At 65.5% G+C, this 26,181-nt stretch carries 26 protein-coding genes; 5 read left to right on the top strand and 21 right to left on the bottom strand.

Annotated elements, in window-relative coordinates; genetic code table 11:
* Positions 1-135: 135 nt before the first annotated feature.
* From rlmB to lexA (QZX93_RS14135), 4 genes are all read right to left on the bottom strand, one after another.
* Positions 136-885, bottom strand: coding sequence for a 23S rRNA (guanosine(2251)-2'-O)-methyltransferase RlmB (gene rlmB, locus QZX93_RS14150; RefSeq protein WP_295389992.1), 750 nt, complete (start codon positions 883-885; stop codon positions 136-138).
* A gap of 72 nt (positions 886-957) precedes the next feature.
* The gene (locus QZX93_RS14145) at positions 958-1,458 is read right to left on the bottom strand and encodes a hypothetical protein (protein ID WP_295389990.1); all 501 of its coding nucleotides are present in this window, start codon (positions 1,456-1,458) and stop codon (positions 958-960) included.
* Between the two features lie 96 nt (positions 1,459-1,554).
* Positions 1,555-1,881 (bottom strand): hypothetical protein, encoded by a 327-nt coding sequence (locus QZX93_RS14140; protein WP_295389988.1) that lies wholly within the window; start codon positions 1,879-1,881, stop codon positions 1,555-1,557.
* 254 nt (positions 1,882-2,135) lie between these two features.
* The gene (gene lexA / locus QZX93_RS14135; RefSeq protein WP_295389986.1) at positions 2,136-2,603 is read right to left on the bottom strand and encodes a transcriptional repressor LexA; all 468 of its coding nucleotides are present in this window, start codon (positions 2,601-2,603) and stop codon (positions 2,136-2,138) included.
* Positions 2,604-2,694: 91 nt separating this feature from the next.
* Here lexA (QZX93_RS14135) and lexA (QZX93_RS14130) point away from each other — a divergent pair, with 91 nt between their 5' ends.
* A complete protein-coding gene (lexA, locus tag QZX93_RS14130) occupies positions 2,695-3,297 on the top strand; it encodes a transcriptional repressor LexA (RefSeq protein WP_295389985.1) in 603 nt (200 codons plus the stop codon).
* A 195-nt stretch (positions 3,298-3,492) separates the two neighbouring features.
* Here lexA (QZX93_RS14130) and QZX93_RS14125 read toward each other — a convergent pair whose 3' ends face one another.
* Positions 3,493-4,350 (bottom strand): oxidoreductase, encoded by an 858-nt coding sequence (locus tag QZX93_RS14125; protein ID WP_295389983.1) that lies wholly within the window; start codon positions 4,348-4,350, stop codon positions 3,493-3,495.
* A gap of 366 nt (positions 4,351-4,716) precedes the next feature.
* Between QZX93_RS14125 and QZX93_RS14120 the strand changes: the two genes are divergently transcribed.
* Together QZX93_RS14120 and QZX93_RS14115 are read left to right on the top strand one after the other, a co-directional pair.
* A complete protein-coding gene (locus tag QZX93_RS14120) occupies positions 4,717-6,693 on the top strand; it encodes an ExeA family protein (RefSeq protein WP_295389981.1) in 1,977 nt (658 codons plus the stop codon).
* Positions 6,690-7,664: a general secretion pathway protein GspB gene (locus QZX93_RS14115; RefSeq protein ID WP_295389979.1), complete on the top strand. Its 975-nt coding sequence runs from the start codon at positions 6,690-6,692 to the stop codon at positions 7,662-7,664. The genes QZX93_RS14120 and QZX93_RS14115 overlap by 4 nt, the downstream gene beginning before the upstream one ends.
* Here QZX93_RS14115 and QZX93_RS14110 read toward each other — a convergent pair.
* From QZX93_RS14110 to QZX93_RS14075, 8 genes are all read right to left on the bottom strand, one after another.
* Complete coding sequence (locus tag QZX93_RS14110) at positions 7,661-8,002, bottom strand: HPF/RaiA family ribosome-associated protein (protein WP_295389977.1); 342 nt, start codon at positions 8,000-8,002, stop codon at positions 7,661-7,663. The genes QZX93_RS14115 and QZX93_RS14110 overlap by 4 nt on opposite strands.
* 525 nt (positions 8,003-8,527) lie before the next feature.
* Complete coding sequence (locus QZX93_RS14105; RefSeq protein ID WP_295389976.1) at positions 8,528-9,094, bottom strand: hypothetical protein; 567 nt, start codon at positions 9,092-9,094, stop codon at positions 8,528-8,530.
* Between the two features lie 324 nt (positions 9,095-9,418).
* The gene (locus QZX93_RS14100) at positions 9,419-11,644 is read right to left on the bottom strand and encodes an EAL domain-containing protein (RefSeq protein ID WP_295388326.1); all 2,226 of its coding nucleotides are present in this window, start codon (positions 11,642-11,644) and stop codon (positions 9,419-9,421) included.
* Positions 11,645-11,926: 282 nt separating this feature from the next.
* Entirely contained in the window at positions 11,927-12,832 is a 906-nt protein-coding gene (rimK, locus tag QZX93_RS14095; RefSeq protein ID WP_295388329.1) for a 30S ribosomal protein S6--L-glutamate ligase, read from the bottom strand.
* 4 nt (positions 12,833-12,836) lie between these two features.
* Complete coding sequence (locus QZX93_RS14090; RefSeq protein WP_295388323.1) at positions 12,837-13,892, bottom strand: hypothetical protein; 1,056 nt, start codon at positions 13,890-13,892, stop codon at positions 12,837-12,839.
* Positions 13,893-13,896: 4 nt separating this feature from the next.
* Positions 13,897-14,424: a signal peptidase II gene (gene lspA, locus QZX93_RS14085; RefSeq protein ID WP_295388320.1), complete on the bottom strand. Its 528-nt coding sequence runs from the start codon at positions 14,422-14,424 to the stop codon at positions 13,897-13,899.
* A 372-nt stretch (positions 14,425-14,796) separates the two neighbouring features.
* Positions 14,797-17,628 carry an isoleucine--tRNA ligase gene (gene ileS / locus QZX93_RS14080; RefSeq protein WP_295388317.1) on the bottom strand — a complete coding sequence of 944 codons (2,832 nt, stop codon included), beginning with the start codon at positions 17,626-17,628 and terminating at the stop codon, positions 14,797-14,799.
* 53 nt (positions 17,629-17,681) lie between these two features.
* Positions 17,682-18,221: a DUF29 domain-containing protein gene (locus QZX93_RS14075; protein WP_295388314.1), complete on the bottom strand. Its 540-nt coding sequence runs from the start codon at positions 18,219-18,221 to the stop codon at positions 17,682-17,684.
* 416 nt (positions 18,222-18,637) lie between these two features.
* Here QZX93_RS14075 and QZX93_RS14070 point away from each other — a divergent pair, with 416 nt between their 5' ends.
* Both QZX93_RS14070 and QZX93_RS14065 read left to right on the top strand, forming a co-directional pair.
* Complete coding sequence (locus tag QZX93_RS14070; protein ID WP_366760388.1) at positions 18,638-18,799, top strand: DUF6516 family protein; 162 nt, start codon at positions 18,638-18,640, stop codon at positions 18,797-18,799.
* 1 nt (position 18,800) lies between these two features.
* The gene (locus QZX93_RS14065; RefSeq protein ID WP_295388311.1) at positions 18,801-19,145 is read left to right on the top strand and encodes a transcriptional regulator; all 345 of its coding nucleotides are present in this window, start codon (positions 18,801-18,803) and stop codon (positions 19,143-19,145) included.
* A gap of 398 nt (positions 19,146-19,543) precedes the next feature.
* On the opposite strand, the gene QZX93_RS14060 is transcribed toward QZX93_RS14065, so the two are convergent.
* From QZX93_RS14060 to gap, 8 genes are all read right to left on the bottom strand, one after another.
* Positions 19,544-19,669: a hypothetical protein gene (locus tag QZX93_RS14060; protein WP_295388308.1), complete on the bottom strand. Its 126-nt coding sequence runs from the start codon at positions 19,667-19,669 to the stop codon at positions 19,544-19,546.
* A gap of 6 nt (positions 19,670-19,675) precedes the next feature.
* The gene (locus QZX93_RS14055) at positions 19,676-20,056 is read right to left on the bottom strand and encodes a nucleotidyltransferase domain-containing protein (RefSeq protein ID WP_295388306.1); all 381 of its coding nucleotides are present in this window, start codon (positions 20,054-20,056) and stop codon (positions 19,676-19,678) included.
* A gap of 54 nt (positions 20,057-20,110) precedes the next feature.
* A complete protein-coding gene (locus QZX93_RS14050; RefSeq protein ID WP_295388304.1) occupies positions 20,111-20,548 on the bottom strand; it encodes a DUF2442 domain-containing protein in 438 nt (145 codons plus the stop codon).
* A gap of 11 nt (positions 20,549-20,559) precedes the next feature.
* Positions 20,560-20,793, bottom strand: coding sequence for a DUF4160 domain-containing protein (locus tag QZX93_RS14045; RefSeq protein WP_295388301.1), 234 nt, complete (start codon positions 20,791-20,793; stop codon positions 20,560-20,562).
* 267 nt (positions 20,794-21,060) lie between these two features.
* Positions 21,061-22,125 (bottom strand): class II fructose-bisphosphate aldolase, encoded by a 1,065-nt coding sequence (gene fba, locus QZX93_RS14040; RefSeq protein ID WP_295388299.1) that lies wholly within the window; start codon positions 22,123-22,125, stop codon positions 21,061-21,063.
* 76 nt (positions 22,126-22,201) lie between these two features.
* Positions 22,202-23,644, bottom strand: a complete 1,443-nt coding sequence (gene pyk, locus QZX93_RS14035) for a pyruvate kinase (protein ID WP_295388297.1) — start codon at positions 23,642-23,644, stop codon at positions 22,202-22,204.
* A 98-nt stretch (positions 23,645-23,742) separates the two neighbouring features.
* The gene (locus QZX93_RS14030; RefSeq protein WP_295388294.1) at positions 23,743-24,924 is read right to left on the bottom strand and encodes a phosphoglycerate kinase; all 1,182 of its coding nucleotides are present in this window, start codon (positions 24,922-24,924) and stop codon (positions 23,743-23,745) included.
* 248 nt (positions 24,925-25,172) lie between these two features.
* Positions 25,173-26,174 (bottom strand): type I glyceraldehyde-3-phosphate dehydrogenase, encoded by a 1,002-nt coding sequence (gene gap / locus QZX93_RS14025; RefSeq protein WP_295388291.1) that lies wholly within the window; start codon positions 26,172-26,174, stop codon positions 25,173-25,175.
* Between the last annotated feature and the right edge of the window lie 7 nt (positions 26,175-26,181).

Genomic DNA, 26,181 nt, shown 5'->3' with positions numbered 1-26,181 from the left:
TGTTGACGCTCGCGATCGGTTACGAGGACAGGCGCAGGACGAAGCAAGGGCATCGAAAAAACCAGAGTAGATCACGAAGTTTGCATCTTACAACGCGCTCTTCAGAAACGGTATTAGGATTTTCATCCTGCGGTACTAGTCACTCTTGGTGCGCTGGCGTACCGCCTCAAAGAGACAGACCCCGGCGGCCACCGAGATATTGAGGCTCTCCACCGTCCCGGCCATCGGGAGCCGGACCAGGAGGTCGCAACGCTCCCGGGTCAGGCGTCTCAGCCCGGTCCCCTCGCTCCCCATCACCAGTCCGATCGGACCCTTCAGATCAGTGCCATAGAGTTCGCCCTCCGCTTCGCCGGCGGTGCCGATCAGCCAGATGCCCCTTTCCTTGATCTGATCCATGGTGCGGGCCAGGTTGGTCACCTGGATATAGGGCACTGTCTGCGCCGCCCCGCTCGCCACCTTGCAGACCACCGGCGTCAGGCCGACTGCGTTGTCTTTGGGGGCGATGACTGCATGGACCCCGGCCGCGTCGGCCGTGCGCAGACAGGCGCCCAGGTTATGGGGGTCCTGGACCTCATCGAGCAGCAACAACAGGGGGGGGCCGCTGACCAAATCCAGGAGTCCGTCCAAATCGCGCACCGGCCGGGCCGCCGGACTGCGCACCCAGGCGAGCGCCCCCTGATGGTTGGTCCCCTCCGCTGCCTGGTCCAGCGTCGCCCGATCCGTCTGGCGGACCGGGATCCCTGCGGCGCGGGCGATCTGCGCCAACTCATTGATGCGCCGGTCGCGGCGGCCGGACTCCAGCCATAGCTCGCCGACCCCCTCGGTCCCGAACTTGAGTGCGCTGCGCACGCTATGGATGCCGGCCACCGGTGCCAAATCGTTCAATACCAATACTCCAGTGAATCGCGGGCGAGTCCCAATCTGCGGTTGGGTGCCTTGGAACTTAAGTGAATTTTCTCAGTCGGCGAATTGGCGCAAGGATTTCTTGAACCGGAGATAGGCATCCTGGTAACGGTTGTAGGCGGCTTGGTTGGCATATTTGATGCCGAACACCAGTCGGGTGTTTTCAGTGGGCGAAGACGTATCCTGGTAGGATCGAGTATAGGCCTTATTCTTGGCCTGAATGGTGTAATAAGTGATGCGCCGATTGCCGCTGGTCTTGGTTTCCGAAGCGCTGAGTGTTTCAGTGGCGGGATTCAAGGCGATTCCGGGGGGCTCACCATTCCACTGGGGCGAGAAGACATAGAATTCCACCTGCCGATCCGGCGAGCGGAAGAATGCGCTATCGACACCGACCTCTGGGGATTGGGTCGTGGTCGAGGGTATCACCTTGAAGCCCGGTGGTATCCACGCCTCGAACCATGCGCCTTTGAAGGTGTCGGCGTCTGAAACCGGCGCCCAAGAGACCAGCGAAACGCCAAGGAACGCGATGACAAGCAGGAGGTTGGATGTCTTCATCTGGCTGCTCCGGACACTGGGTTTGGAGTGGTTCCGGCGCACCTGGGGGCGGCCGGTCAGGGGCGATTCGCTAACCGCCCCGGCCGCGCTCGTTGGCTACCGAATTTCAATCTGACTAAAGGCATCCATCTCCCCGGCGACATTTCCGGCGTCATCATATTGCTTGCCTTTGTTAACGGTGATCCTTGCCTTCTTGCCCTTGAACTTCGCCGGCATGCTGGTGTTTTCATTCCATTTCTGACAGAGTGGGGCGGTGCATAGGCCAGTGCGCTCTTGGCCGTTGGCCACCGTGACGGTCAAGTAACAATTATCCCCGCACTCAAACCCGGCTATCGCCCCCTCGATGATTGATCCTTTGGCGCTGACGCCGGCGGCATAGCTGCCGGTCAGAACAGTGAGCAGCGCAAGGGTTTTCATCTTCATCGTTGGTGTCCGGGGTGGGTTGTTATAGGGTATCAATGACCTTCACCATGGCGGCCGGCGGCCCTTGTGCTTACTCGTCGCGGCCTGGGGGTCGCTCCTACGGGTAGGAGCGGCCCCCAGGCCGCGACCCATGCCACCTGTGTGGTGGCCGGAATGATGTTCAAGGCCGGACCAGACCCTGATCATAACGCGGGTCGCCGGCCCTTGCCACGGCACGTTGCGGCCCAATGCAATGCCCTTCGTGGTCTAATGAATCACCCCCCGCAGCGGATGACCCCGGAGACGATCCCGAGAATCTCCAGTTCCGCATGGCGCAGATAGATGGGCATCATCGACGGATTGGCCGGTTGCAGCCGGATGCCGTCCGCCTCCACATAGAAGCGTTTGAGGGTGACGCGCTCCCCGTTGATCATGGCGACGACCGACTCCCCGTTTTCCGCGCTCTGGCGGCTCTCCACGACGATGATGTCCCCGTCCTGGATGGCGTCGTCGATCATCGAGTGTCCGCGCACCCGCAAGGCGTAGCTGTTTTTGCGTACCATGTGGCGTGGCACCGTGACCGTGGCGCGATCCTCCGGGATCTCCACCGGCTGCCCCGCTGTCACATACCCGAGCAGCGGGATCTCCACGCCCGCCTCGTGGCCGAGGCTCAGGGGCTCCAAGGCGGGATTCCAGGTCACATGGTGATGCTTCGGCAGGATGTAGGCAACGCTCGGATTCATTTGGTGTACCTCAGCGCAGGGGGGTGGATCGTTCTCGGTTCGTTCTCCGTGGAGATTAGCAGAGATAATGAGAACAACAAGAGAACGAATCGTGACCCGACTGACCCCGCGCCAACAGGCTGTGCTCGATTTGTTGCGCGAGCGCGCCACTGAGTCCGCCCCGCCCCCCACGCTGACTGGGCTGTGCCGGCTGCTTGGCCTGCGCTCGCGCGGGTCGCTGCACAAGCACGTGCAGGCCCTGATCGCCGCCGGTTTGGTGGAGCCGCTCGACCGGCAGCATGGCGGCATCCGCCTGATCCCGCCGGCGCCCGCCCCGGACACCCTGCCGTTTCTCGGCAAGATCGCCGCCGGCCGGCCGATCGACGCCTTTCCTCAGGCCGAGACCATGACGGTGCCGCCGCACCTGCGCACCGCCAGACCCTGCTATGTCCTGCAAGTGACCGGCGATTCCATGTGCGAGGCCGGCATCCTGGATGGCGACTTTGTGGTCATCGAGCACCGCGACAGCGCCCGCAACGGCGAGATCGTCGTGGCCCTGATCCATGGGGAGGAGACTACGCTCAAGCGCATCAAACAGGAGCCCGGGCGGGTGACCCTGCTGCCGGCTAACCAAGCCCTGTTGCCGGCCAGCTTCGCGCCCGAGGATGTGGCGATCCAGGGCGTGCTGGTCGGGCAGATGCGCGCATACCGCTGAACCTAGAAAGAGCGGTTCTCACGCCAAGGCGCCAAGCTCGCCAAGGGTTTTCAATGCGTTATCGCCGCTTGGCGACTCACCCGTCGGGTGATTCGGAAGCTGTCCACAGGCCCTTGATTTTTCTTGGCGTCTTGGCGCCTTGGCGTGAGCAACTTCCGGACTTAGGTTGAAGGTTATTGGGTCGGTGCAGTGTTGCTAGCACTCGCTCGCCGGATAGTCGGCGCCGCGACTCACCGCCGCCCAGCCGGCGATCTCTTGCTGCATCGCCGCTAGTTTGGCCGTCGCGGTCTGTAGCGCCATCTCGCCCAGCAGCAGCCGCAGCGGCGGATGGTCCGCCTCGACGGCCTGCACGATCGCCGCGGCCGCCCGTTCGGGATCGCCCGGCTGAGTCCCGCTGTAACCGCGGATCATCTGGGTGCGGGCCCCGGCGGTCGCGTCATAGTCTGGGATGGTTCGCGGCGCCTCGGCGGCGGAGCGTCCCGCCCAGTCGGTGCGGAAGGGGCCGGGCTCCACCAGCAGCACCTTGAGGCCGAGCGGTGCAACCTCTTGCGCCAGCGATTCGGACAGGGCCTCCACCGCGAACTTGCTGGCGTTATAGAAACTGAGCGTCGGGAAGGCCACCAGGCCACCCACGGATGAGAGATTGACCACGGTGCCGCTGCGGCGCTGCCGCATCCCCGGCAGCACGGCCCGGGTCATCTGCGTCAGCCCCCAGACATTGATCTCGAACATGGCGCGCACCGCCTCCAGGTCGCTCTCCTCCAGTGAGCCGAAATAACCGACACCGGCATTGTTGACCAGGACGTCGATGCGCCCGAAGCGTCCCTGCGCGGCGTCGACAGCGGCCTGGACCTGCGCGTGGACCGTCACGTCCAGCGCCAAGACCAGGGCCAGGTCCGGGTAGTCGGCCGCGATGTCCGCGACCTGGGCGGCGTTGCGCGCGGTGACCACGGTCGGGTAACCCAAACTCAAGGTGTGACGCGCGAGCGCGCGCCCGAAACCGGTCGAGCAACCGGTGATGAACCAGACAGGCTTATCCGCAGCGGTCGTCATGATGAGATTGTCCAATCAGCGAAAAACGTGAGCACAATAGATGGTTACGGGCGGTGGAGTTTTCCAGTCGGCGCACAGTGTACGGCCGATCCGCCGGGCCTGCCGGGGGGCGGCGAGGTGTCCTGCTGTCCACATTCCCTGTGGTCGCTTCTGTGGATAACCGGTGGCTAACCCCGTTTCCGCCTAAACTGACCAGTCGGTTAGCCCGACCGGCTAACGTTTTGCCGCAGGTCGGATGGGGGTGGGCAAATGGGTCAAGGCCGCTGCGACCACGCAGAGGGCCGCGTCGGAGCGCCCCTGCATCAAGGGGGCGCAGCCATCTGAATCGGCAAGGGTTCCGCGGATGGTCCGGGCGTCGGGCGGGCCTTGACGCTGGGGCGCCCGTTCACTACCCTGATTCGGTCTCCGGGGGCCGCCCAGCCCTTTGCGCCGTCGCGCGACGCGGCGCGACTGACCGTCCCGCGCCGCCTTCATCAGTTTCAGGGCGTCATTGTGTATCGTAAGTATTTCGGACTCAAGGAGCCGAGCTTCTCCATCGCCCCGGACCCCCACTATCTGTTCCTGAGCGAGCAGCATAAGGAGGCCCTGGCCCATCTCCTGTACGGCGCTGGCGAGCACGGCGGCTTCGTGCTGCTGACCGGCGAGGTGGGGACCGGCAAGACCACCGTCTGCCGCGCCTTCCTGGAGCAGTTGCCGGCGGGCGTGGACGTGGCCCTGATCGTCAATCCGGCGCTGACCGCGGATGAACTCCTGCGCGCGATCTGCGACGAGTTCCGCGTCCCGGTGCCGGCGGCCGAGCACTCCATCAAGCGGCTCGTGGATCGGCTGAACGACTACCTGCTGGCCGCCCATGCCGCGGGGCGGCGTCCGGTGCTGATCATCGACGAGGCCCAGAACCTGCGCCCCAAGGTCATGGAGCAGGTCCGGCTGCTCACCAACCTGGAGACCACCAAGGCCAAGCTGCTCCAGATCTTCCTGATCGGTCAGCCGGAGCTGCGGCGCATGCTGGAGCGTGAGAGCCTGCGCCAGCTCAACCAGCGCATCACCGCCCGCTTTCACCTGCGGCCATTGGGCGCCGCCGCGACCGCGCGCTATGTACGGCACCGGGTGGCCGTGGCCGGGGTGGACCGCCCCTTGTTCACGGCGGGGGCGCTGCGGCGCATTCATCAGGTCTCCGGCGGGGTGCCGCGGGTGATCAATATCCTGTGCGATCGCGCCCTGCTCGGGGCCTGTGTCACCCGCGCCAATCAGGTGACTGCCGGCGTGGTTGCCCGCGCCGCCCGCGAGGTGCGGGGGACTGGCACGCGGATCGCGCCAGCGCCGGCCGCGCGCCCGGCGTTTGCCATCGCGGCCAGCCTCGCCTTGGTGCTCACCGCCGGGTGGTTGATCGATGAGCGGCTGGGCGGCGATCGTCTGGGTCCCTTGGTGGGCCAACTGGGACCCGCGCCGGCCGGGCGGGGTCTGCCGACACCGGTCGCGGCGCCGGTGGTTGCGAACCGCGCGCCTGGCGGCAGTGCGGCGGTGGCGCCCGTGGTCGCCGCCGCCGTGGCGCCGGCCGCTGTGGCCAGTGCGCCGGCGCCGAGCGTCTCGCCGCTGCCGCGGGTCTCCCTGGTGGGTGCGGCGCCCGCCGTCGTGGCGCCCGCCGTCGCGGCGCAATCCCTGAGTCGCGCCGCCTTGCCGGAGGAGGCGGCCATGCGCGTGCTGCTGCGCCACTGGGGGGTCGCTGATCCGTCGCTGGGGGCGGGCAATCCCTGTCGTCGGCTGGGCGAGTATGGGCTGCGCTGCGAACACGAGCGGGGCAAGCTCAGTCATCTGCGCTACTATGATCGACCGGCGCTGTTACGCGTGGACGATGCCGATGGAGCCCCGCGCTACGTGGTGCTGGGGACGCTCGATGAGTCCTCTGGGACGCTGGAACTCGCGGACGGCAGCGAGCGGGTCCCAATCGCCGGGCTCGAGGCGGGCTGGACCGGCGACTACATTTTGGTGTGGCAGTTGCCCCCCACCGGAGTTGGGGCGATCGGCCCGCGCGGTAGCGATGAGTCCATCCGCTGGCTGCGGCAGATGATCGCGGCCACCCCGAACGGTCTTGCCGATACCGGCGAGGCCCGCTTCGATGCCGCCCTGGCGGATGCGGTGCGTGCCTTTCAGGCCGCGCGCGGCTTACGCTTGGATGGCATCGCCGGTTCCCGCACCCTGATACAGATCCAAAACGCCGCGGCCCTGCCGAACACCCCCCGCCTGATGACGCCAAGCCTGGCCGCGGCGGTGGCCGCCCAGCCCACCCCTGCGGCCGGCGCCCCGTCCGCCGCGGGTGAGGCGAGCGGCCCAGGGACCCCATGAGCTACATCCTGGAGGCCCTTCAGCGCTCCCAGGCCGAGCGGGAGCTCGGGCGGGTGCCGACCCTGGAGGGTGCCGCCCTGCTGGCCGAGGTCCGCGCGGTGCCGCGGCCCCCCTGGCCGTTGGTCGCGGTGGTCCTGGCCGCGACCGCGGTGTTGCTTGCGCTCTATGCGGTGTTGCGGGCGCCGCCAGGCCCGTCGGCCGGTGTGGCCGGCACGCCCAGCGCGGCGCTGGTTGCGCCCCAGCTCGCCCCCGGGGGGGGGCAGACCCCAGTCGACCCGCCCCCGACCGCTCGAGCGGGGGCGCTGCCGGTGGACCTTACCCCCAGGTCAGCCCCCGCGGGTCTGCCCGGCCCGGTCGCGGCCGGTGCAGCGGTGCCGCCGGTCGGCATGCCGCTGGTGGAGGCGCCCCCGCCCAAGGTCAGTCGCCGGGTCGTTGCCGATCCGGCCGGCACCGCGGCGCGGGACGCGCCAGCACCGCCGCGTGCGGGCGCGGCGCTGGATGACGCGGACCTCCAATTGGAGTTGGAGCTCAAGCGTCAATTGGAGGAGGACGATCAGGCGAGGGGGCAGGGCGTCGAGTCAGCGCCGCCGCAGATCGTCCGACCGGACCCCGGTCCCACCCCGGTGCCGCAGGACCTGATCTCGGCGATCGACGCCTTCAAGCATCGGGTCAAGGGCGGTCCGGGCCAGCCAAAAGACCCGGGCAAGCCGGTGCCCCCACCCGTCGTGGGGCCGGCCCCCGCGGTGGACCCGAGTGCCTTGCGCCTGCCCCCGGACCAGCAGGCGGCCCTGCCCAAGTTCCTGATGAACGTGCATGTCTTCGACGCGGACCCGGCGCGGCGCTTCGTCCTGATCAACGGACTGAAATACGCCCAGGGGACCATGACCCGCGAGGGCTTGACGGTCGATGAGATCCGAGTGGATGGGGTGGTGCTGACGTATCAGGGCCACCCCTTCTTCGTCCACCGCTAGATGATGCCGACGCTCGCCATGCCCGGGGTGGTGCCGTCGACCAGGCGGCGGCGCAGCCGGCGCAGACTCCGTTTGGCGGACCCGAAGACCTCGGTGATCGCCTCCGCCGCGTCCTTACGGGCGTCCCGCACGACGAGTTGGCGGCCTTGGCCCAGGTTGGCGCGCAGTTCGCAGCGCACCCGGTGACCGTGCAGGGGGTCGAATTCCTCATTGATACGCGCCAGGGCGTCGATCTGCTCATCCGGGAAGCGCAGGGCGAGTTTCTTGGCCTCGCTTTCGATCTGTCGGCGGATTGCCTTATCCAGGGCCAGGGTGTCGCCGCTGATCTTTATCGGCATGGGTGAGTGCTCCGAGACTTCATTGTCTTGTGGATGGTGTTGAGGATGGTGGTTGGACCATGGGGGAGTTGAGCGGGTCTTGCCGAATCCGGCGATGTGTCACTGCTGCGGGTCAGGGTTCATGGTGCCCAGGGCCGTATCGCAGGCCCGGCGGGCGTGCCGAGCGGCCCCAGGGGAACTTGCTCGAGCGGTGACGACGCTCTGTTGGAAACTCACTGGTTGCTGCAACGCCCGCGAGGTGGAACTGATGCGGATTCAGGGGGTTTGGGCGCTCAATCTGCGCCGTCGCCTGGGGTCGGACCTGACCCGCGACTTCGGTAAATCGGCTCTCTTGTCTCGTCGTACCCAGGCACCCAAGGGGTGATACGCCGGGGTCTGGCCTGAGGTCGGTGTGGGCCGCTGCGCCTGTACAAGTCGGAGGTGCTGTGCGTGACCCGCCGTTGGTCCCTGGCGGGGCATGGGGACCGGCCGCAGAGGGACTGCGCGTAAGTGTACAGTAGGGCGGCGCGGTTATTCAACAAAAATCTACGCGAAGAGGTCGCGGAAGGCCTTGGCGAAGGACTGGTAGGCGCCAGGGCCGTCCAGGTCCATCACTTGGTCGATCACCCAGCGGTTGTCTTGCCCGGTGCCCATCAGGCATTGGACCTCGTAGCCCAGGTGGCGCAGGAAGGCAAAGCTCGGCCCACTCGGCGCCACTGGGTAATCCGCGTACTCGGCCGAGCGCCGGTTGAGCAGGTCGATGAATCCACTGCCATAGTCGCCGGGCCCCAGCAGGTCCTGGCTGTTGTCCTGGAGATGCTCCACCAGCTTGTGGGCCAGCGCGGTGATCAGGGTGCGGCGCTGCGCATCGGCGTCCTCATCGGACAGCGCGGTGTAGGCGAGCCGGTCGGCGAGTTGGATCAGGAAGGCCAGATATTCGGCGATGACCGCCAGGCGCTGGGTGTCGTCGCGGTAGCTAAAGCGCTCGCAGTGCAGGTTGATGGCGCGGTCCAGGGCGATGCGCCAGGCGATGAAGGCCAGCGCACCGGCGATCTCGGGCAGCGTTCGTGTGCTTTTGGTATTCGACCAATGACTCTTGATACGGATGGCCACTGAGGGCTCCTCTATGTCGATTGACTGAAAAATAACAAATTCGTCCGCAAATGAACGCAAATAATCAATCGCTGGGGTCGGAGCGCCAAGTCGGCCTTGGTCATCGCTCCGGCCAGACCGGCCCTTGCGGCAACCCGTCGCGGCCTGGGGGCCGCTCCTACGCGGGTAGGAGCGGCCCCCAGGCCGCGACGAATGTTCGCGGAGTGGCCGGAACGATGATCAAGGCCGCCAAGTCGCCTCGCGGGCGATGCCTGGGTTGAGGCCAAGAATCTAATCCTATTTGCGTTTTTTGCGTTCATTCGCGGACGATAATTCTTTCGTTGCTTAGTAAATAGCCTTGCCGACGCTGGCCGTGAGGGCGGCGGCCGGTCCCGGCGGGCCGAACAGGTTGCCCTGGAAGACCGCGCAGCCATGCGCGGCGAGGAAGCTCCGCTGGGCCTCGGTCTCGACCCCCTCGGCCACCACCGCCAAATCAAAGCCGCGCGCCAGGGTGAGGATGGCGCCGGTGATGGCTGCCGCATTCGGGTCGTCGGGCAGGTCGCTGACGAACGAGCGGTGGATCTTCACCTGGTCCAGCGGTAGTTGCCGCAGACGGGCCAGTGCCGACCCACCGGTGCCCAGGTCGCCCACGGCCAGACCCACCCCCTGCGCCTTGAGTGCGGCGACCTTGGCGACGATCTCGGGTCCGGGCTCCACCAACAATTGCTCGGTGAGATCCAGCCTGAGCCGGTGCGGATCGGCACCGCTCTCGCTCAACGCGGCCAGCACCTGGGCCAGGAAGTCCGGCTGCCGGGACTGACGCACCCCGATCCCTAGCGTCAGGCTGAGATGGGCGGTCGCTGGGTGTTGCCCCCAGGCGGCGAGTTGGGCGGCGGCAGTTCGCAGTACCCACTGCCCCAGGGGCAGGATCAGACCGCTCTCCTCGGCCTGGGGGATGAACTCGGCGGGTCCCAGCAGGCCGCGCCGCGGGTGCTGCCAATGGACCAGGGCCGCGGCCCCGATCAAGTGCCCCGCGGTATCGACTTGGGGTTGGTAGTGGAGCACAAATTGCTTGGTCTGCAACCCTTCGCGCAGTTCGCTCGCGAGCGTGGCGCGCTGCGCCAGCGCGTCTTGGAGCGCCGAGTCGAAGAACTCCAAGCCGTTGCGCCCTGCGGCCTTGGCCTGGTACATGGCGAGATCGGCCCGCTTAAGCAAGGCCTCCGGGTCCCGATCCTGGTGGGTGAAGAGGGTGATACCGATGCTGGCGGTGCAGTGGCAGTCCTGCCCGCCGACGCGATAGGGGAGGGTGAGCGCGCGCAGAACCTTGCCCCCGACCCCGCGCGCCTGCGCCGCCGCCAGCTCCGGGCGGTCGCTCAACCCCTCCAGCAGGATGACGAACTCATCCCCGCCGAGGCGGGCGACGCTGTCGCTGCCACGCACACAGTCGGTCATGCGCCGCGCCGCCTCCTTTAGCACCGTATCGCCTGCGTCGTGACCCAGGGTGTCGTTGAGCGCCTTGAATTCGTCCAAGTCCATGAACAGGAGCGCCCCGCTCTGGTGGCTGCGGGCGGCGGCGACCTGGGCCTGCGCCAGGCGGTCGAGCAGGAGCCGGCGGTTGGCCAGTCCGGTCAGTGGGTCATAAAAGGCCAGCCGCTCGATCTCCTGGCGGTAGCGCGCCTCGCTGGCGTTCAGTGCCTGCTGTGTCTGGGTCTCCAACCACAGTTTCGCGAGATAGGCCAGCAGCAGGCTGAAGGTGAGACCCAGGCCGATCTTGCTGCCCAGATAGGGGCTGGGCCCCCACCCGGCGAGCGGGGCGACACTCAGGGTCCAGGTCCCGTTGGGGACCTCGAGCGTGTGCTCGATCGGTGCCTTCAGGCCTTGGGGGGCGGTGGTGGCGATGACCTGCCGCTCCCCGCTCACCGGATGTCGGCGCCAGAGTTCATAGCCTAGACCGAGCGATGCCAATTCGGGCAGCCGGGCGCTTGCCAGGGTCTCGGGGAAGCGCAAGATGCTGGTGACAAAGCCCCAGAAGACCGGCGGCGCGCGGCCGTCGTCGAGGAACACCGGCAGTTGACCGATCGCCCCCAACCCACCCTGGATCAGTGGGAAAGGGCCGACGAGGGTCAGGCGGCGGCTCGCCCGGGCGCGGGCGGCCTCGGGGCCGCGCAACGGATCGTGCAAGATATCGAAGCCGAGCACCGCCGCGTTGCCCTCCAGCGGGTAGATCGAGCGGACCACCCCATGCGGGGCCAGGCCCAGGGTGGCGGCACCGGGGAAGGCGGCGAGCAACTGGCGCGCGGTGCGCGCGAAATCCTCGACCTGCCCCCGGCCCTGTTGGACCAGGGCGGCCAGGGCATAGGTGGCGGACAGGGCCTGCCCGATATGGGACTGGAGCGCATGGGTATGCACTGCGGCCAGGTCGCTAACCCGTATACGCTCGGCCTGACGGCCGGCCTCCTCGGTTTGGTGGATCGCCACACCCGCCAGGAGCGCGGCGATCAGGAAGACGATGCCGGCGACGACCCATGGACGTGCGGTCATGCCGGTCAGTGCGGTCGGTTGGGTGATCATCCGGTGGTCCTCGCCGTGGTCGCTCCGGCCCCCCGAAGTGCAGGGCATTGCCCACTATAGACCATTCTCCGGAGCCCAGCCCGCTACCGGCACCGCCATCAATGCATCTGGAAAAGGGTTTCTGTCCGCAAATGAACGCAAAAAAAGCAAATAAGATTAGACTGTTGGCATCAATTCCGGCGTCATCATCCGCGAGGTGAACTGACGGCCTGGTCAAGACCCATTATTATTTGCGTTAATTCGCGTTCATTTGCGGACAAACTGCCCTTTCTTAGCCTGAAATTAAGCCTGGCGGTGCGGTCGGTGCTTGGCGAGCGCGGCGTGCCTCTCCAGGTACTCGACCATCAGGGCGGCGATGTCCTTGCCGGTGGCGCCTTCGATCCCTTCCAGCCCCGGGGTGGAGTTGACCTCCAGCACCAGCGGTCCGCGCGCGGAGCGCAGGATATCCACGCCGGCCACGTGGAGCCCCATGATGCGGGCGGCGTGGGTGGCGAGGGCGCGCTCCTGCGGGGTGATGCGAATCAGGCTGGCGGTGCCGCCGCGATGCAGATTGGAACGAAACTCACCGGGTTTGGCCTGACGCTTGATGGCGGCGACCACCCGGTCGCCGATCACGAAGCAGCGGATGTCCGCCCCCTGGGCCTCCTGGATATATTCCTGGACCAGGATGTTGGCGCGTACCCCCATGAAGGCCTCGATCAGGCCCTTGGCGGCGGCCTCGGTCTCCGCCAACACCACCCCGATCCCCTGGGCGCCCTCCATGAGCTTGATGACCAGCGGCGGGCCGCCGACCATCTTGATCAGGTCCTCGATGTCGTCCGGGGCATGGGCATAGCCGGTGATCGGCAGCCCGATGCCCTTGCGTGCGAGCAGTTGCAGCGAGCGCAGCTTGTCGCGGGCGCGCACGATGGCCACCGACTCGTTGAGTGTACACACCCCCATCATCTCGAACTGGCGCAGCACCGCCGTGCCGTAGAGTGTGATCGAGGCCCCGATACGCGGGATCACCGCGTCGAAGCCGATGAGTTCCTCGCCCTTGTAGTGGATGGATGGGGCATGGGTGGTGACGTTCATGTAACAGCGCAGCACGTCGATCACCTGGACCTCGTGCCCGCGCTCCTGCGCGGCCGCCACCAGGCGGCAGGTGGAATGCAGCGTCGGGTCGCGCGACAGGATGGCGATCTTCATCGGCTCAGGCGTTGACATAGCGTTCCGCTTGCATCTGTCGCTCCTGGTCCGTGATCAGGTCGGCCCGGGCGAAGCGCACCAGCAGCACCATCCGCCCGGCCCGTTCGCCGCGGTAGGCGCGCATGAATTCGATGTCAAAGGTGTTGGATGCATCCTTCCGGTCTGGCCGTACCACGTTCATACGGTCCAGCCGCACCCGTTCCGGGCGGGCCGCGATCAGGGCCGTCGGGACTTGAAGCAGGGCGGCGAGTCGCTCCAGATAGTCGTTGAGGGTGGACAATCCCTGGTGGGCGGCGGCCAGTTCGCTTTCCAACTCATCGATCTGCTTTTCGATGATCAGATGCTCTGTGGCATGGGCGGTGCCGCGGTCGCGCAGGATCTCCAGGCCGTGGGTCGCGGGGCTCAACACCTTTTTTTTGATCCGCATAATCCGCAGGCTGTCTTCCAACTCGGCGATCCGCGCCTCTTGGAGGCCGATGTCTTGCGCGGCAAATCCCACCAGTGCATCCATGATGGCCTGGGCGGTCTTGGCCCGCACGGCCTCCGGGCTCTCAGCGCACCGCACCACGTCGATGTTCTCGAAACTCAGCGTGGTCTGCGCGATGTCCCGTTGCATGGTCTCCCCGCTCAGGTCCATGCCGAGTTGTTTGCGGAACACCGGCTGGGCCAGCAGGATGGCATAACAATCGCCTGTCGTAAGCGGGGTGCGTTCCATATAGTCGCGGCAATCGTTGCTCGCCAGCTCCCAGCGGATGCGGCTCGGGTCGCTGAACAATGCACGCAGCAGCGGGTCGCTGGACCAGGTCGCGCGACTGACCGTCACGGGGCCGGGGATGCGCCAGGCGAGCTCCTTGCAATAGTCGAGACAGCCGGCCACCGCGTCGTGCAGGCGGTTGCGGTAGCCGTTGAGCCCGCGGATGCGCGGATTGGCCTGGTCGACGGCCCGCTCAATGGCGAGCCGGATCGTGCTCTCACGCAGTCGACGCTCGGCCTCCCGCACCCGCTGGCGCGACCAGTGTTCTTGAACGACGTGACCGAGGTCTTGCCAGAGGCTGTTCATCGGCTCAGGGGCGAGTGTCGTTCCCCGCGGGGGACGCGGGGGCCGATTCCGGGCGCTCTTCGGGGGTGAACAGCGTGTGAACAATCATCACGACCACGCCGGCGGTGATGGCGCTATCGGCAATGTTGAAGGCCGGCCAGGGGTTGAATAGTTGCAGCGGAATCCAGGGCAGCCAGACCTGGATGAAGTCGATGACATGACCGAGCAAGACCCGGTCGATCAGGTTGCCGATGGCCCCACCGATGATCAATGCCAGGGCCGCCGCCATGAAGCGCTCCCGGGGACGCAGCCGCAGCAGCCAGGCCACCAGTACGCCGGTGACGACCAACGCAAAGGCGGCGAACAGCCAACGCTGCCAGCCCCCGGCCTGCGCCAGAAAGCTGAAGGCCGCACCGGTATTGAAGGCCAGGGTCAGATTCAGATTGGGGAGCACCTCGACCACCGTTCCGGGTGCGATGGAGTCCAGTACCAGCCACTTGGTGGCCTGGTCCAGAATGATGACGAATAAGGAAAGCCAGAGCCAGTGTTTCATTGAATAATCCGGGAATAGGGTTGAGGCGCAATACCGGTTAAGTTAAGCCGGCCTCTGGCTCCCACGCTCCTGCGTGGGAGCAAGTGCGGGCGCTCCGCGTCCAGTGGCCAGACCGGATGCAGCGCGTCCGCACGGCATTCGCTAATGCCGTAGGTTGGGGGTGAGGAACGAACCCGAACATGTCAGCGTGTTGCGGCTCGTTGGGCTTCGTTCCTCAGCCCAACCTACGAGGTGCGCCTGTGCGACGGCGACCTCATCCCCGGTCTCAACCTGCGCGGCAGGTTGCGATAGCCGGGGCTTGGCTACGTGGATGTCGACCTGGACTGGGGGCTTCATTCGCGTTTATTGGCGTTCATTTGCGGCCAAATTTCTTTACGCAAACTGCCTGACCTCGCCCGCCCCGGCCACATTCTCCACGCAGCGCCCGCACAGTTCCGGGTGTTCGGCGTGGGTGCCCACATCCGCGCGATGGTGCCAGCAACGCACACACTTTGGTTGCGGCGAGGCACGCACCCGCACCGCGAGACCGCCGAGATCGGTCGCGAGCGCCGTGTCGGGTCGTTCGGCGATGGGGTGCAATCGCGCCTCTGAGACGATCAGCACGAAGCGCAGTTCATCCCCCAGGCGGGTCAGCGCCTGGTAGAGCCCGGCGTCACAGTAAAGGTCCAGTTCCGCGTCGAGCCCGGAGCCGATCAGGTTGGCCTTGCGCGCCGCCTCCAGGGCCGGGCCGACCGCCATCCGGGTGGCCAGCACCTGGTCCCAGAAGCCCCGATCCATGGCGCCCTCGCTGTCCTGGGCGACCAGTCCCTCATACCAGGTCGCGGTGAAGACGGAAGGCGCGCGTGTACCCGGCAGATAGCCCCAAATCTCCTCGGCAGTAAACGACAGGATCGGTGCCAGCCAGCGGGTCATCGCCTCGGCGATGTGATACATGGCGGTCTGGCAGGAGCGCCGCGGCCGGCCATCGGTTTGGGTGGTGTATTGGCGGTCCTTGATGACATCCAGATAAAAGGCCCCCAGGTCCACCGCGCAGAAGTTGTGAACCTTCTGGTAGATCAGGTGGAACTGGTAGTCGCGGTAGGCCGCGACGATCTCCTCTTGCAGACTCAGCGCCCGGTCCATGATCCAGCGGTCCAAGGCCATCATGTCGGCGGGTGCCACCTGATTCACGGCCGGGTCGAAGCCGGCGAGATTGGCGAGCAGGAAGCGGTTGGTGTTGCGGATGCGCCGGTAGGCATCCGCAGTGCGCTTCAGGATCTCGTCGGAGACGTTCATCTCGGTGCGGTAATCGGTGCCCGCCACCCACAGTCGGATGATGTCCGCCCCCAGGGTCTTCATCACGTCCTGGGGCCGAACCACGTTGCCCTTGGACTTGGACATCTTCTCGCCCTTGGCATCCACCGTGAAGCCATGGGTCAGCACGCCCCGGTAGGGTGCGCGCCCCTGCATGGCGACGGAGGTCAACAGTGACGACTGGAACCAGCCGCGGTGCTGGTCCGACCCCTCCAGATACAGGTCCGCCGGGGACCCTAAGTCCGCCCGACGATCCAACACGCAGGCGTGGGTGACGCCCGAGTCGAACCAGACGTCCAGGGTGTCTTGGACCTTCTCGTACTCGGCGCCTTCGGTCTCGCCCAGGAGTGCCGAGGGGTGCAGCTCGAACCAGGCCTCGATGCCCTTGCCCTCCACGCGGCGCGCGACCTCCTCGATCAGCTCAGGGGTGCGCGGGTGAAGCGCGCCCGTGACCTTGTGGACCAGTAGCGCGATGGGCACGCCCCAGGTGCGCTGGCGCGAGATGCACCAATCGGGGCGTCCCTCGATCATGCCCTCGATCCGGCCCTGGCCCCAATCGGGCGTCCAGTCGACCTCGCCGATCGCCTCCAACGCCGCCGCGCGCAGCCCTTGCTTGTCCATGCTGATGAACCACTGGGGCGTGGCGCGGAAGATGACCGGCGTCTTGTGTCGCCAGCAATGGGGATAGCTGTGGTTGAAGCGCTGTTCGCGCAGCAGTGCGCCGTGGGCCTTGAGCACCTCCACCACGTGCTCATTGGCCTTGAATACATTCTCGCCCGCGAAGAGCGGCGTACCGGGCAGAAAGCACCCGTTGCCGCCCACCGGGTTGTCCACCGCCAATCCGTAGCGGCAGCCGACGATATAGTCCTCGAGGCCGTGGCCGGGGGCGGTATGCACCGCGCCGGTGCCCGCCTCCAGGGTCACATGCTCGCCCAGGATCACCGGTACCTCGCGGTCGTAGAAGGGGTGGCGCAGACGCACGCCCTCGAAGTCCGCCCCACGCCCATAGCCCATCACCCGATAGCGCTCGAAGCCCCAGCGGTCCATGGTGTCCTTGAGCAGGCCCTCGGCCACGATCAGGCGTTCTTGATGGGTGCCGGACTCCACCTGGACGATGACATAGTCCAGTTCCGCATTCAGTGCCACCGCCTGGTTGGCCGGCAGGGTCCAAGGCGTGGTGGTCCAGATCACGAGCGACGCCGGACCCTCGCCGCAGCCATTGGGCGAGCCGTGGCAGCGGGCCTCCAACACCGCCGGCTCCACCAGCGGGAAGCGCACGTCCACCGCGATGGACTGCTTGTCCGCATATTCCACCTCCGCCTCGGCCAGGGCCGAACCGCAGTCGATACACCAATGCACCGGCTTCTCGCCCTTCACCACATGGCCGTTGGCGATGATCTTACCGAGCGAGCGGATGATGTCCGCCTCGCAGCCAAAATCCATGGTCAGATAGGGCCGCTCCCAGTCGCCGAAAATGCCCAGGCGCTTGAAGTCGGTGCGCTGGCCGTCGACCTGCTTGGCCGCGTAGTCGCGGCAGGCGACGCGAAATTGCGCGGCGGTGAGCTTGTGGCCCGGCTTGCCCTGCTTCTTCTCCACCTGGAGTTCTATCGGCAGCCCGTGGCAATCCCAGCCCGGGACATAGGGCGCATCCAGCCCGTCGAGCGTGCGGGACTTGACGATGATGTCCTTGAGGACCTTGTTGACCGCGTGACCGATATGGATCTCGCCATTGGCATAGGGCGGGCCGTCGTGCAGGATGAAGCGCTGCGCGCCCGCGCGGGCCGCCCGGATTTCTGAATAGATATCCAGCGCCTCCCAGTGCTTGAGAAGCTCCGGTTCGCGCTGGGCCAGATTGGCCTTCATCGGGAAGTCGGTGGTGGGTAGATTGAGGGTGTGTTTGTAATCGGTCACGCGTTTGCCTTTATCGTCTTTTTCCCACGCTTGCGCGTGTGAGAAAGAGTGTGTTATCGGATCGCCGATTGACCATCCGGCAACCAGCAGTCATCAAGAGTTTGCTCCACAGTGTAGGGGCAGAGCGGCGGAAAGGTCTCTTCCGGAAGATCGGTTTCCCGTGCGGCCGTCAAGATTGCATCACCATACGCATCGTCCATGGCCTGATCGAGCCTGGATCTAAGGCTCGGGTTTTGATCGATATGGCGCCGCAGTTTCCGGCGCTGCTCGCGGATGGCGAGTTCCCAACCGCGGCCGCGGCGTTGCGGTTGAAATTGCCATTTCAGCAGATGCAGCAAGAGCGCGGCGAGGCGATTTTCCAGCTCCCGCAATTCGCTCTTACCCATGCCTTCGATTTCCTCCGCGATATGCTCGATATCCGCTTGCGCCAGACGTCCCGACCGCAATAGTGCCGCCTGACTGTTCGTCCAGGCAAAAAAATCCTGTTCATAGAGCGTTTTTGCGTCGCTGTCGTCGCGTGCGGCAGCGGCGACGGCGCCGCGGGATGGCGGGCGCGGCGTCCCGGCGGCCTCGCGGTCCTTGAGTGTCGGCATGGCGAGCGCTCCCAGTAAAACGGTGGGCCAAGTCTAGCCCGGTCGGGCGGGTGGTGTCGCGCCTTGTACAGCGGCGGTCCGGCTTGCGGGGACCCAAGACGTGGCGGACACCAGACCCGACATGCCTGACAAGTCGGGCTGATCCGCGACCGAGCGGCCGACTGGGCACAGCGGGGCGGCCCAGTGCGCAAGATGAAGATATATAGGGAGCACCTGGACTGCCTCGCGGGCGCTGCGCGGCGACCCCCGGACGCTTGGCGCCGATGTAGCCTCGTCGTCCTTGATGTTCCGCATGGCGCGCTCCGCAGGGAAAAATGGCCCCAGGCCGTCCGACTTCTACTACGCAAGCCAGTATTTTGCCATATTGGGGCGAATATTGCTGTTGGTGATGCGGTAAGTGCCTGAGCAAGTATCGCTTGGCGTTCGTGGTCGATGGTGTGTGCGTGGTGCGCTTCGACAACGAGGCAGGCAAAGGCGATCATCGGCATCTTGGCCCGGTCGAGATACCCTATGCCTTCACTACTCTGCCGGAACTACTAGCCGATTTTTGGCGCCAAGTCGATGGCTGGAGGGGATAACATGAACGCTGTCACCATTGGTGTCGCCAGCCGCGAGGAAACCAACGCGCGCTTCACGCGTGCCATAAGCGGCGAGCCGCAGGGGGCTTTTCGCACTTTCGCCACAGTCGATGATCTCTGGCGGACCCTGACGCCCAAGTGCCGGGCGCTCTTGCGGGTGCTGACCGGCGCCGGCCCCGTCAGTTTACGGGAGGCGGCGCGGCAGGTGGGGCGTGACCTGAAGGCAGTAGAAGCGGACGTGCATACGCTCCTGAATGCTGGGTTGCTGGAGCGGACCGACACGGGGATGATCGAATTCCCCTTTGACGCAGTGCATGTCGATTTCATGTTGCAGGCGGCGTCTTGATTATCGAGGTCTTGGATGGTCTTTTTATTATAAGACGGTTTAATACGCTGGCGCCAAGGCCCTTAGTGAATTGGTTTCCCAAGAATTGCGCCACTGATAGGGTCAAGCCTATACTATGGTCATTCGTTCGCTACCAGGCTCAAGCGCGCCCTCGGCCTGCTCCCGGACCGGCACGGCGGCGGCGCGTACGGCCGCGAGGCGGCCCTTGGTCTGGGTGCTCAACGTCAGGTGGTGCGGTGCGTAGTGGTGTTCATGGCAGCATCATGGGGTCGCGACCCGAAAAATGTAAATCACTGGCGCCCCCCGCGCGGAGCCCCTGACGCAGACATGACACGGCCGGAGCGGTGTCACGAGACTGGCCTATGGAAAGCAGCAGCCGACGCAGCTCCCAGGTACGGTCAGGTTTCCAGCACTTCGATCGCGGCAAGGAACTCGTTGACCTGCAAATGCAACAGGGCCGCGGTGCGTCGAAAGCGGGAGGCGACCAGCCGCTCGCGCTCCCAGTCGAGTTCAAAGCCGCGCATAGCAGCTCAGGGGTACGGGCCATCGATCAATTCTCCACGGGCGATGATTTTGCCGACGAACACCGGGTCATCGTCCTGGGTCAACAGGTCCAAGGGCCGGTCCAGGGCCTGTTCCAGGTCGTGCCGCAGGTTCCAGTAGGTTGCCGCGGCAACACCCATCACCAGCAAGTCCACGTCGGAGCGTGCGCCGGCGCGACCCTCGGCGACTGAGCCAAACAGATAGGCCTGGGTGATGCCATAGCGACGCAGGATCGGTGGCACCTCGCGGCGCACCTGGTCGCGAAGGCGACTGGACTCGGCGCGCGTTCCGGCCTGCTCGCGTGCCCATCTGGCCTTGAGTTTGCTGAAGTCGAAGGGCGGTTTGGGGTGGTCGGCGGTGGATGGCATCGTGTTCGCTCAGTCATGTCTTTTCGGCCCCGGAGACTGTGTCACGTATTGCGGCTAGGCCGCCTGGCGGCGATGGCGGGCCTCCCAGCCCTCGCAGGCCAGCCCGATATAGATGGGGATGGGCTTCTGCCCCGTGTTGTAATAGATGATGGTGCGGCGGGAGAGCCCCAGGGCCTGGGCGGCAGTGGTGAACGTGAGTCCGTTGCGTTGCATCCAAATATTGAAGTCGGCAGTGGGAAACGCGGTGCCTGCCTGCTCGCGGGCCAGACGGATCAAGGTCTCGATGGAGATGCCTTGATCGATCGCGGGCCATTCAATCCCGTGCCCCCAATCAGATAAGGTAACCGCGGCGAATCGATCCGCGTCAGTCAGGGATTCATATCCGGTGGAACCGATGATATTGGTCGCGTCGAGCGTCAGCGTCTTGCCGTCGGATAAATCGGCCTCAATGGTCGCTGGGGGAATCGCCCTGACGGCAGCGATAGTCAACATGAATGGGTGCCTCACAACGTGGGGTTGAGCGTTCGCCACTCGGCCAGCAGGTCGGCCGTGTGATCGGCGGCCCATGCCCTGGCCTCGGCAAGCGTACGCGCCGGTACTGACCCAGCAAAGACGGTGCCATCCTCAATGGCGACGACCGCGCGTCCGTCCGGGCTGTGCAGGTGATAGTGGGGTATCCCGTGCTCGGAGCCATAGACCTTGATCAGCCAGTTGGGGGTTCGGTGCGGCGTGGTCATTGGTGGCTATGGTAGTGAATAATATTCACTGTCTCAAGCGAAAATCGGATTTCACGCCGCACTGGGGTGCGGTGCTCCCAGGCACTGCGCGTCGATTGGGAGGTTATCATCCCTGGTGCAGGATTGCCGCGTCCCGGCCGGAATGGTGGAACACTGGCGCGCGGCGCAGAGCGCCTGACACATGCGTGACACCGCGAAGCGGTGTCACGAGCAAAAAGAAGGGCGCCCGGAGGGCGCCCTTCTTTTTTCGGCAGAGCCGAAAAAAGGCTAGTTGATCTTGGGGTCAAGCTCGCCCTTGGCGTAGCGGGCGGTCATGGCCTCCAATGACAGCGGCTTGATCTTGCTGGCCCAGCCGGCGGTGCCGAAGGCCTCGTAACGGGCCTTGCAGATGCCGTTCATGGCCTTAGTGGCGGCGGCGAGGAACTTGCGGGGGTCGAATTCCTTCGGGTGTTCGGCAAAGAACTGACGCACGGCGCCGGTGGAGGCCATGCGCAGATCGGTGTCGATGTTGACCTTACGCACGCCGTGCTTGATGCCCTCGACGATTTCCTCGACCGGCACGCCATAGGTCTCGCCCATGTCGCCGCCGAACTTGTTGATGATCGCCAGCCACTCCTGGGGCACGGAGGACGAGCCGTGCATCACCAGGTGGGTGTTGGGGATGCGGGCGTTGATCTCCTTGATGCGCTGGATGGCCAGGATGTCGCCGGTGGGCGGCCGGGTGAACTTGTAGGCGCCGTGGGAGGTGCCGATGGCGATGGCCAGCGCGTCGACCTTGGTCTTGGCGACGAAGTCGGCGGCCTCTTCGGGGTCGGTGAGCAACTGGCTATGGTCCAGGGTACCCTCGGCGCCCACGCCATCCTCTTCGCCGGCCTGGCCGGTTTCAAGCGAACCCAGGCAGCCCAGTTCGCCCTCGACCGAGACGCCGCAGGCGTGCGACATGGCGACCACGGTCCTGGTCACATCCACGTTGTAGTCATAGGAGGCGGGGGTCTTGCCGTCCTCACGCAGTGAGCCATCCATCATGACCGAGCTGAACCCGAGTTGGATGGAGCGCTGGCAGATGGCGGGGGAGGTGCCATGATCCTGGTGCATGCACACCGGGATATGCGGCCATTCCTCGATGGCGGCCAGGATCAGGTGGCGCAGGAAGGGGGCACCGGCATACTTGCGGGCACCGGCGGAGGCCTGCACGATGACCGGGGAGTCGGTCGCATCGGCCGCCTCCATCATGGCGCGCATCTGCTCGAGGTTATTCACATTGAAGGCCGGCACGCCGTAACCGTGTTCGGCGGCGTGGTCCAGCAGTTGACGCATTGAAATCAGGGCCATGGAGTCTTCCTCGTGTGGTTATGCAAGCATTCGTGACTGGGATGGATGGTCGGAGCTGTGAGGGTCGATGCGGGGCCTAATCCCGCTCCACCACCTGATGCTCTCCGACCCGCATGATCTTCATGATGTTGGTCTGGCCTTCGACGCCGCAGCGGTCGCCCTTGGTGATGATCACCAGGTCGCCGTCGCACACGGTGCCATGTCGCTTGAGCTCTTCGATCACCGCCTGGTTGACCAGGTTGACGTCCTGGCACGCCTCATCGAAGCTCAACGGATAGACGCCGCGGAAAATCCGCGCCCGGCGCCTGGTTTCCGTGCTGCCGGACATCGCATAGATGGGGATGCCGGAGCTGATGCGGGACATCCATTTTACCGTGGCGCCGGTCTCGGTCAGCGCCGCGATGGCCTTCACGCCCAAGTGGTTGGCGGTATACATGGCGGCCATGGCGATGGCCTCGTCGACCCGGCCGAAGACGGAGTCGAGGCGGTGCCCGGAACGGGTGACATGCAGCTCCGCCTCGACACAGACGCGGTCGAGCGCCTCCACCACCTGGACCGGGAAGCGGCCGACCGAGGACTCGGCCGACAGCATAACCGCATCGGTCCCGTCGAGTACCGCGTTGGCCACGTCGAACACCTCGGCCCGGGTCGGGATGGCGTGGTCGATCATGGACTGCATCATCTGGGTGGCGGTGATGGCCGCCCGGTTGAGATCGCGGGCGCGCTTGATCAGCCGCTTCTGCACCGCCGGGAGCTTGGCGTCGCCGATCTCCACCCCCAGGTCCCCGCGGGCGACCATGATCACATCGGACGCCTGGATGATCTCATCGACACAGTTCAGTGCCTCCGCCCGCTCGATCTTGGCGACAATGCCGCCCCGGCCGCCGGCCGCGCGCAGCAGTTCGCGGGCCAGATTGACATCCTCGGCGCTGCGCACAAAGGACACCGCGAGATAATCCGCCCCGATCTCGGCGGCGAAGCGGATGTCTGCCTTGTCCTTGTCGGTCAGGGCCGGGGCCGAGAGCCCGCCGCCCTTCTTGTTGATGCCCTTGGCATTGGAGAGGGTGCCGCCGCTGACGACGGTGCAGGCGATGCGCCCGCCGGTCACCGACTCGACCAGCAGTTCGATGGCCCCGTCGTCCAGCAGCAGGACGTCGCCGGGGCGCACGTCCTGCGCCAGTTCCGGATAGGTGGTGCCGACCTGGGTGCCGTCCCCGTCCGCCAGCAGGCAGTCGGAGTCGATGGCGAAGGCGGCCCCATTGGCGAGTTCGACCGCCCCGTCATGGAAGCGGCCGATGCGGATCTTGGGCCCCTGCAGGTCGATGAGGATGGCCAGCTCCTGGCCGGTGGTGAGTGCGCGCTCACGCACCAGGCGCACGCGCTCGCGGTGACGCTCGTGGGTGTCGTGTGAAAGGTTGAGCCTGACGACATCGACGCCGGCGGCGATGATGGCATCCATCACCGCCGGGGAGTCCGTGGCGGGGCCTAGTGTCGCAACGATCTTGGTACGTCTGGTCATTGGTGGGCTCTTAGCTATCAGCAATCAGCGGTCAGCGGGCGAATACGCAGCGCCCTCGGGCTGACGGCTGAGTAGTGAGCGCTGACCGCTTGTCCTCTTCAGTTTTTCGCGCGGGATTCGAGCATGGCGACGGCCGGCAGGGTCTTGCCCTCCAGATACTCCAGGAAGGCGCCGCCCGCCGTGGAGATATAGGAGATCTTGTCATAGATGTCGTATTTCTGGATGGCCGCGATGGTGTCGCCGCCGCCCGCCAGGCTGAAGCCCGCGGCGTTGGCAATCGCCATGGCGACGGTCTTGGTACCCTCGCCGAATTGGTCGAACTCGAATACGCCCACCGGGCCGTTCCACACGATGGTGCCGGCCTTGCCGATGATGTCGGCGAGTTGTTGGGCGGACTTGGGGCCGATGTCGAAGATCATGTCGTCATCGGCCACGCTATCGGCATCCTTGGCGACGGCCGGCTCGGTCTCGGAGAAATTCTTGCCGGTGACTACGTCGACCGCGATCGGGATGGTCGCGCCACGGGCGGTCATCTTCGCCATCAGAGCCTGGGCGGTGGGGATCAGGTCGTGCTCGCACAGCGACTTGCCGATCGCATGTCCGCTGGCGGCCAGGAAGGTGTTGGCGATGCCGCCGCCGACCACCAGTTGGTCGACCTTCTCCGACAGGGCCTCGAGCACCGTCAGCTTGGTGGAGACCTTGGAGCCGCCGACGATGGCGACCATCGGGCGTGCCGGATTGGCCAGGGCCTTCTTCAGCGCGTCCAGTTCATCGGCCAGCAGCAGACCGGCGCAGGCGGTGGGGGCAAACTTGCCGACCCCATGGGTGGACGCCTGGGCGCGGTGGGCGGTGCCGAAGGCGTCCATGACGAAGACATCGCACAGTGCGGCGTATTGCTTGGCCAGGGCCTCGTTGTCCTTGCCCTCGCCCTTGTTGAAGCGGACGTTGTCGAGCAGGACCAGTTCGCCATCGGCGATGTCCAGGGTCTGCCCCAGATAGTCGCGAATCAGACGCACCGGCCGGCCCAGCTTAACGGCCAGGTCATCGGCGACCGGCTTGAGCGAATCGGCCTCGGAGAACACGCCCTCTTCCGGCCGCCCCAGGTGGGACATGACCATGACCTTGGCACCGGCCTTGATGCAGTGCTCAAAGGTGGCCATAGAGGCGGCGATGCGGGCGTCCGAGGTGACCTTGCCGTTCTTGACCGGAACATTGAGGTCTGAACGGATCAGTACCCGCTTGCCGGCAAGGTCGAGATCGGTGAGCTTGATGAAGGACATGGGGGCCTCCGGGGCGGCGATGTGGTGGTTAAATCTTAAAGAGAGAATTTGTCCGCAAATGAACGCAAATAAACGCAAATGAATGCTTCGTTGGACGACGCCTCATGGCGTGCCGAAGCGACGGCGGTCAGGTCAGGCCAGGCCCTTATTTGCGTTCATTTGCGTTCATTTGCGGATAAATTCTTCTACTGAATCAGTTGGCTGGCGCCAGCGACCAGCCGGAGTGGCTGGCCGCCGACAGCCGGGGTTTACTTTGAAACGTGCTCGACTAAGCGCAGCATGTTGCAGGTATAGCCGTACTCGTTGTCATACCAGGCGACGATTTTCACGAAGGTCGGGTCCAGCGCGATGCCGGCCTCGGCGTCGAAGATCGACGGGGTGTTGCGGCCACGGAAATCGGTGGAGACCACCTTCTCATCGGTGTAGGCCAGCACGCCCTTGAGGTCGCCGGACTCGGCGGCGGCCTTCATGGTCGCGCAGATCTCCTTGTAATCGGCCGGCTTGCTCAGTTCGACCGTCAGGTCGACCACCGACACGTCGGAGGTCGGCACGCGGAAGGCCATACCGGTGAGCTTGCCGTTGAGTTCCGGCAGGACCACGCCGACGGCCTTGGCCGCACCGGTGGAGGAGGGGATGATGTTCTCCAAGATGCCGCGACCGCCGCGCCAGTCCTTCATGGAGGGGCCGTCGACCGTCTTCTGGGTGGCGGTGGCGGCGTGGACGGTGGTCATCAGGCCGCGCTTGATCCCCCAATTGTCGTTCAGCACCTTGGCGACCGGCGCCAGGCAGTTGGTGGTGCAGGAGGCGGCGGAGACGATGGACTGACCGGCGTAGGTCTTATGGTTCACGCCATAGACGAACATCGGGGTCTTGTCCTTGCAGGGGGCCGACTGGACCACCTTCTTGGCGCCGGCGTCGATGTGCTTCTGGCAGGTCTCTTCGGTCAGGAAGAAGCCGGTACACTCGATGACCAGCTCCGCACCGACCTCGCTCCACTTGAGGTTGGCCGGGTCGCGCTCGGCCGTCAGTCGAATGGACTTGCCATTGACGATCAGGGTGTGGCCATCGACCGCGATGTCGCCCGCGAAGTTACCGTGGACCGAGTCGTACTTGAGCATATAGGCCAGATAGTCGGGCTCCAGCAGGTCGTTGATGGCGACCACCTCGATGCCGGGGAAGTCCTTGGCAATCGCCCGAAAGGCCATCCGACCGATACGCCCAAAACCATTGATACCAACTTTGATCGTCATAACGATG

This window comes from uncultured Thiodictyon sp., from assembly GCF_903946935.1.
Classification (GTDB): domain Bacteria; phylum Pseudomonadota; class Gammaproteobacteria; order Chromatiales; family Chromatiaceae; genus Thiodictyon.
The sequence above is the reverse complement of the archived record's forward strand: the minus strand, read 5'-3'. Positions and strand labels throughout refer to the sequence as shown.

What these genes read in the sequence shown, in the direction of transcription:
- QZX93_RS14145 (WP_295389990.1), bottom strand. Translation starts at nt 1,458, where the DNA reads ATGAAGACATCCAACCTCCTGCTTGTCATCGCGTTCCTTGGCGTTTCG.
- QZX93_RS14140 (WP_295389988.1), bottom strand. Translation starts at nt 1,881, where the DNA reads ATGAAGATGAAAACCCTTGCGCTGCTCACTGTTCTGACCGGCAGCTAT.
- lexA (WP_295389986.1), bottom strand. Translation starts at nt 2,603, where the DNA reads ATGAATCCGAGCGTTGCCTACATCCTGCCGAAGCATCACCATGTGACC.
- QZX93_RS14125 (WP_295389983.1), bottom strand. Translation starts at nt 4,350, where the DNA reads ATGACGACCGCTGCGGATAAGCCTGTCTGGTTCATCACCGGTTGCTCG.
- QZX93_RS14115 (WP_295389979.1), top strand. Translation starts at nt 6,690, where the DNA reads ATGAGCTACATCCTGGAGGCCCTTCAGCGCTCCCAGGCCGAGCGGGAG.
- QZX93_RS14110 (WP_295389977.1), bottom strand. Translation starts at nt 8,002, where the DNA reads ATGCCGATAAAGATCAGCGGCGACACCCTGGCCCTGGATAAGGCAATC.
- QZX93_RS14100 (WP_295388326.1), bottom strand. Translation starts at nt 11,644, where the DNA reads ATGATCACCCAACCGACCGCACTGACCGGCATGACCGCACGTCCATGG.
- rimK (WP_295388329.1), bottom strand. Translation starts at nt 12,832, where the DNA reads ATGAAGATCGCCATCCTGTCGCGCGACCCGACGCTGCATTCCACCTGC.
- QZX93_RS14090 (WP_295388323.1), bottom strand. Translation starts at nt 13,892, where the DNA reads ATGAACAGCCTCTGGCAAGACCTCGGTCACGTCGTTCAAGAACACTGG.
- lspA (WP_295388320.1), bottom strand. Translation starts at nt 14,424, where the DNA reads ATGAAACACTGGCTCTGGCTTTCCTTATTCGTCATCATTCTGGACCAG.
- QZX93_RS14075 (WP_295388314.1), bottom strand. Translation starts at nt 18,221, where the DNA reads ATGCCGACACTCAAGGACCGCGAGGCCGCCGGGACGCCGCGCCCGCCA.
- QZX93_RS14065 (WP_295388311.1), top strand. Translation starts at nt 18,801, where the DNA reads ATGAACGCTGTCACCATTGGTGTCGCCAGCCGCGAGGAAACCAACGCG.
- QZX93_RS14060 (WP_295388308.1), bottom strand. Translation starts at nt 19,669, where the DNA reads ATGCGCGGCTTTGAACTCGACTGGGAGCGCGAGCGGCTGGTCGCCTCC.
- QZX93_RS14055 (WP_295388306.1), bottom strand. Translation starts at nt 20,056, where the DNA reads ATGCCATCCACCGCCGACCACCCCAAACCGCCCTTCGACTTCAGCAAA.
- QZX93_RS14050 (WP_295388304.1), bottom strand. Translation starts at nt 20,548, where the DNA reads ATGTTGACTATCGCTGCCGTCAGGGCGATTCCCCCAGCGACCATTGAG.
- QZX93_RS14045 (WP_295388301.1), bottom strand. Translation starts at nt 20,793, where the DNA reads ATGACCACGCCGCACCGAACCCCCAACTGGCTGATCAAGGTCTATGGC.
- fba (WP_295388299.1), bottom strand. Translation starts at nt 22,125, where the DNA reads ATGGCCCTGATTTCAATGCGTCAACTGCTGGACCACGCCGCCGAACAC.
- pyk (WP_295388297.1), bottom strand. Translation starts at nt 23,644, where the DNA reads ATGACCAGACGTACCAAGATCGTTGCGACACTAGGCCCCGCCACGGAC.
- QZX93_RS14030 (WP_295388294.1), bottom strand. Translation starts at nt 24,924, where the DNA reads ATGTCCTTCATCAAGCTCACCGATCTCGACCTTGCCGGCAAGCGGGTA.
- gap (WP_295388291.1), bottom strand. Translation starts at nt 26,174, where the DNA reads ATGACGATCAAAGTTGGTATCAATGGTTTTGGGCGTATCGGTCGGATG.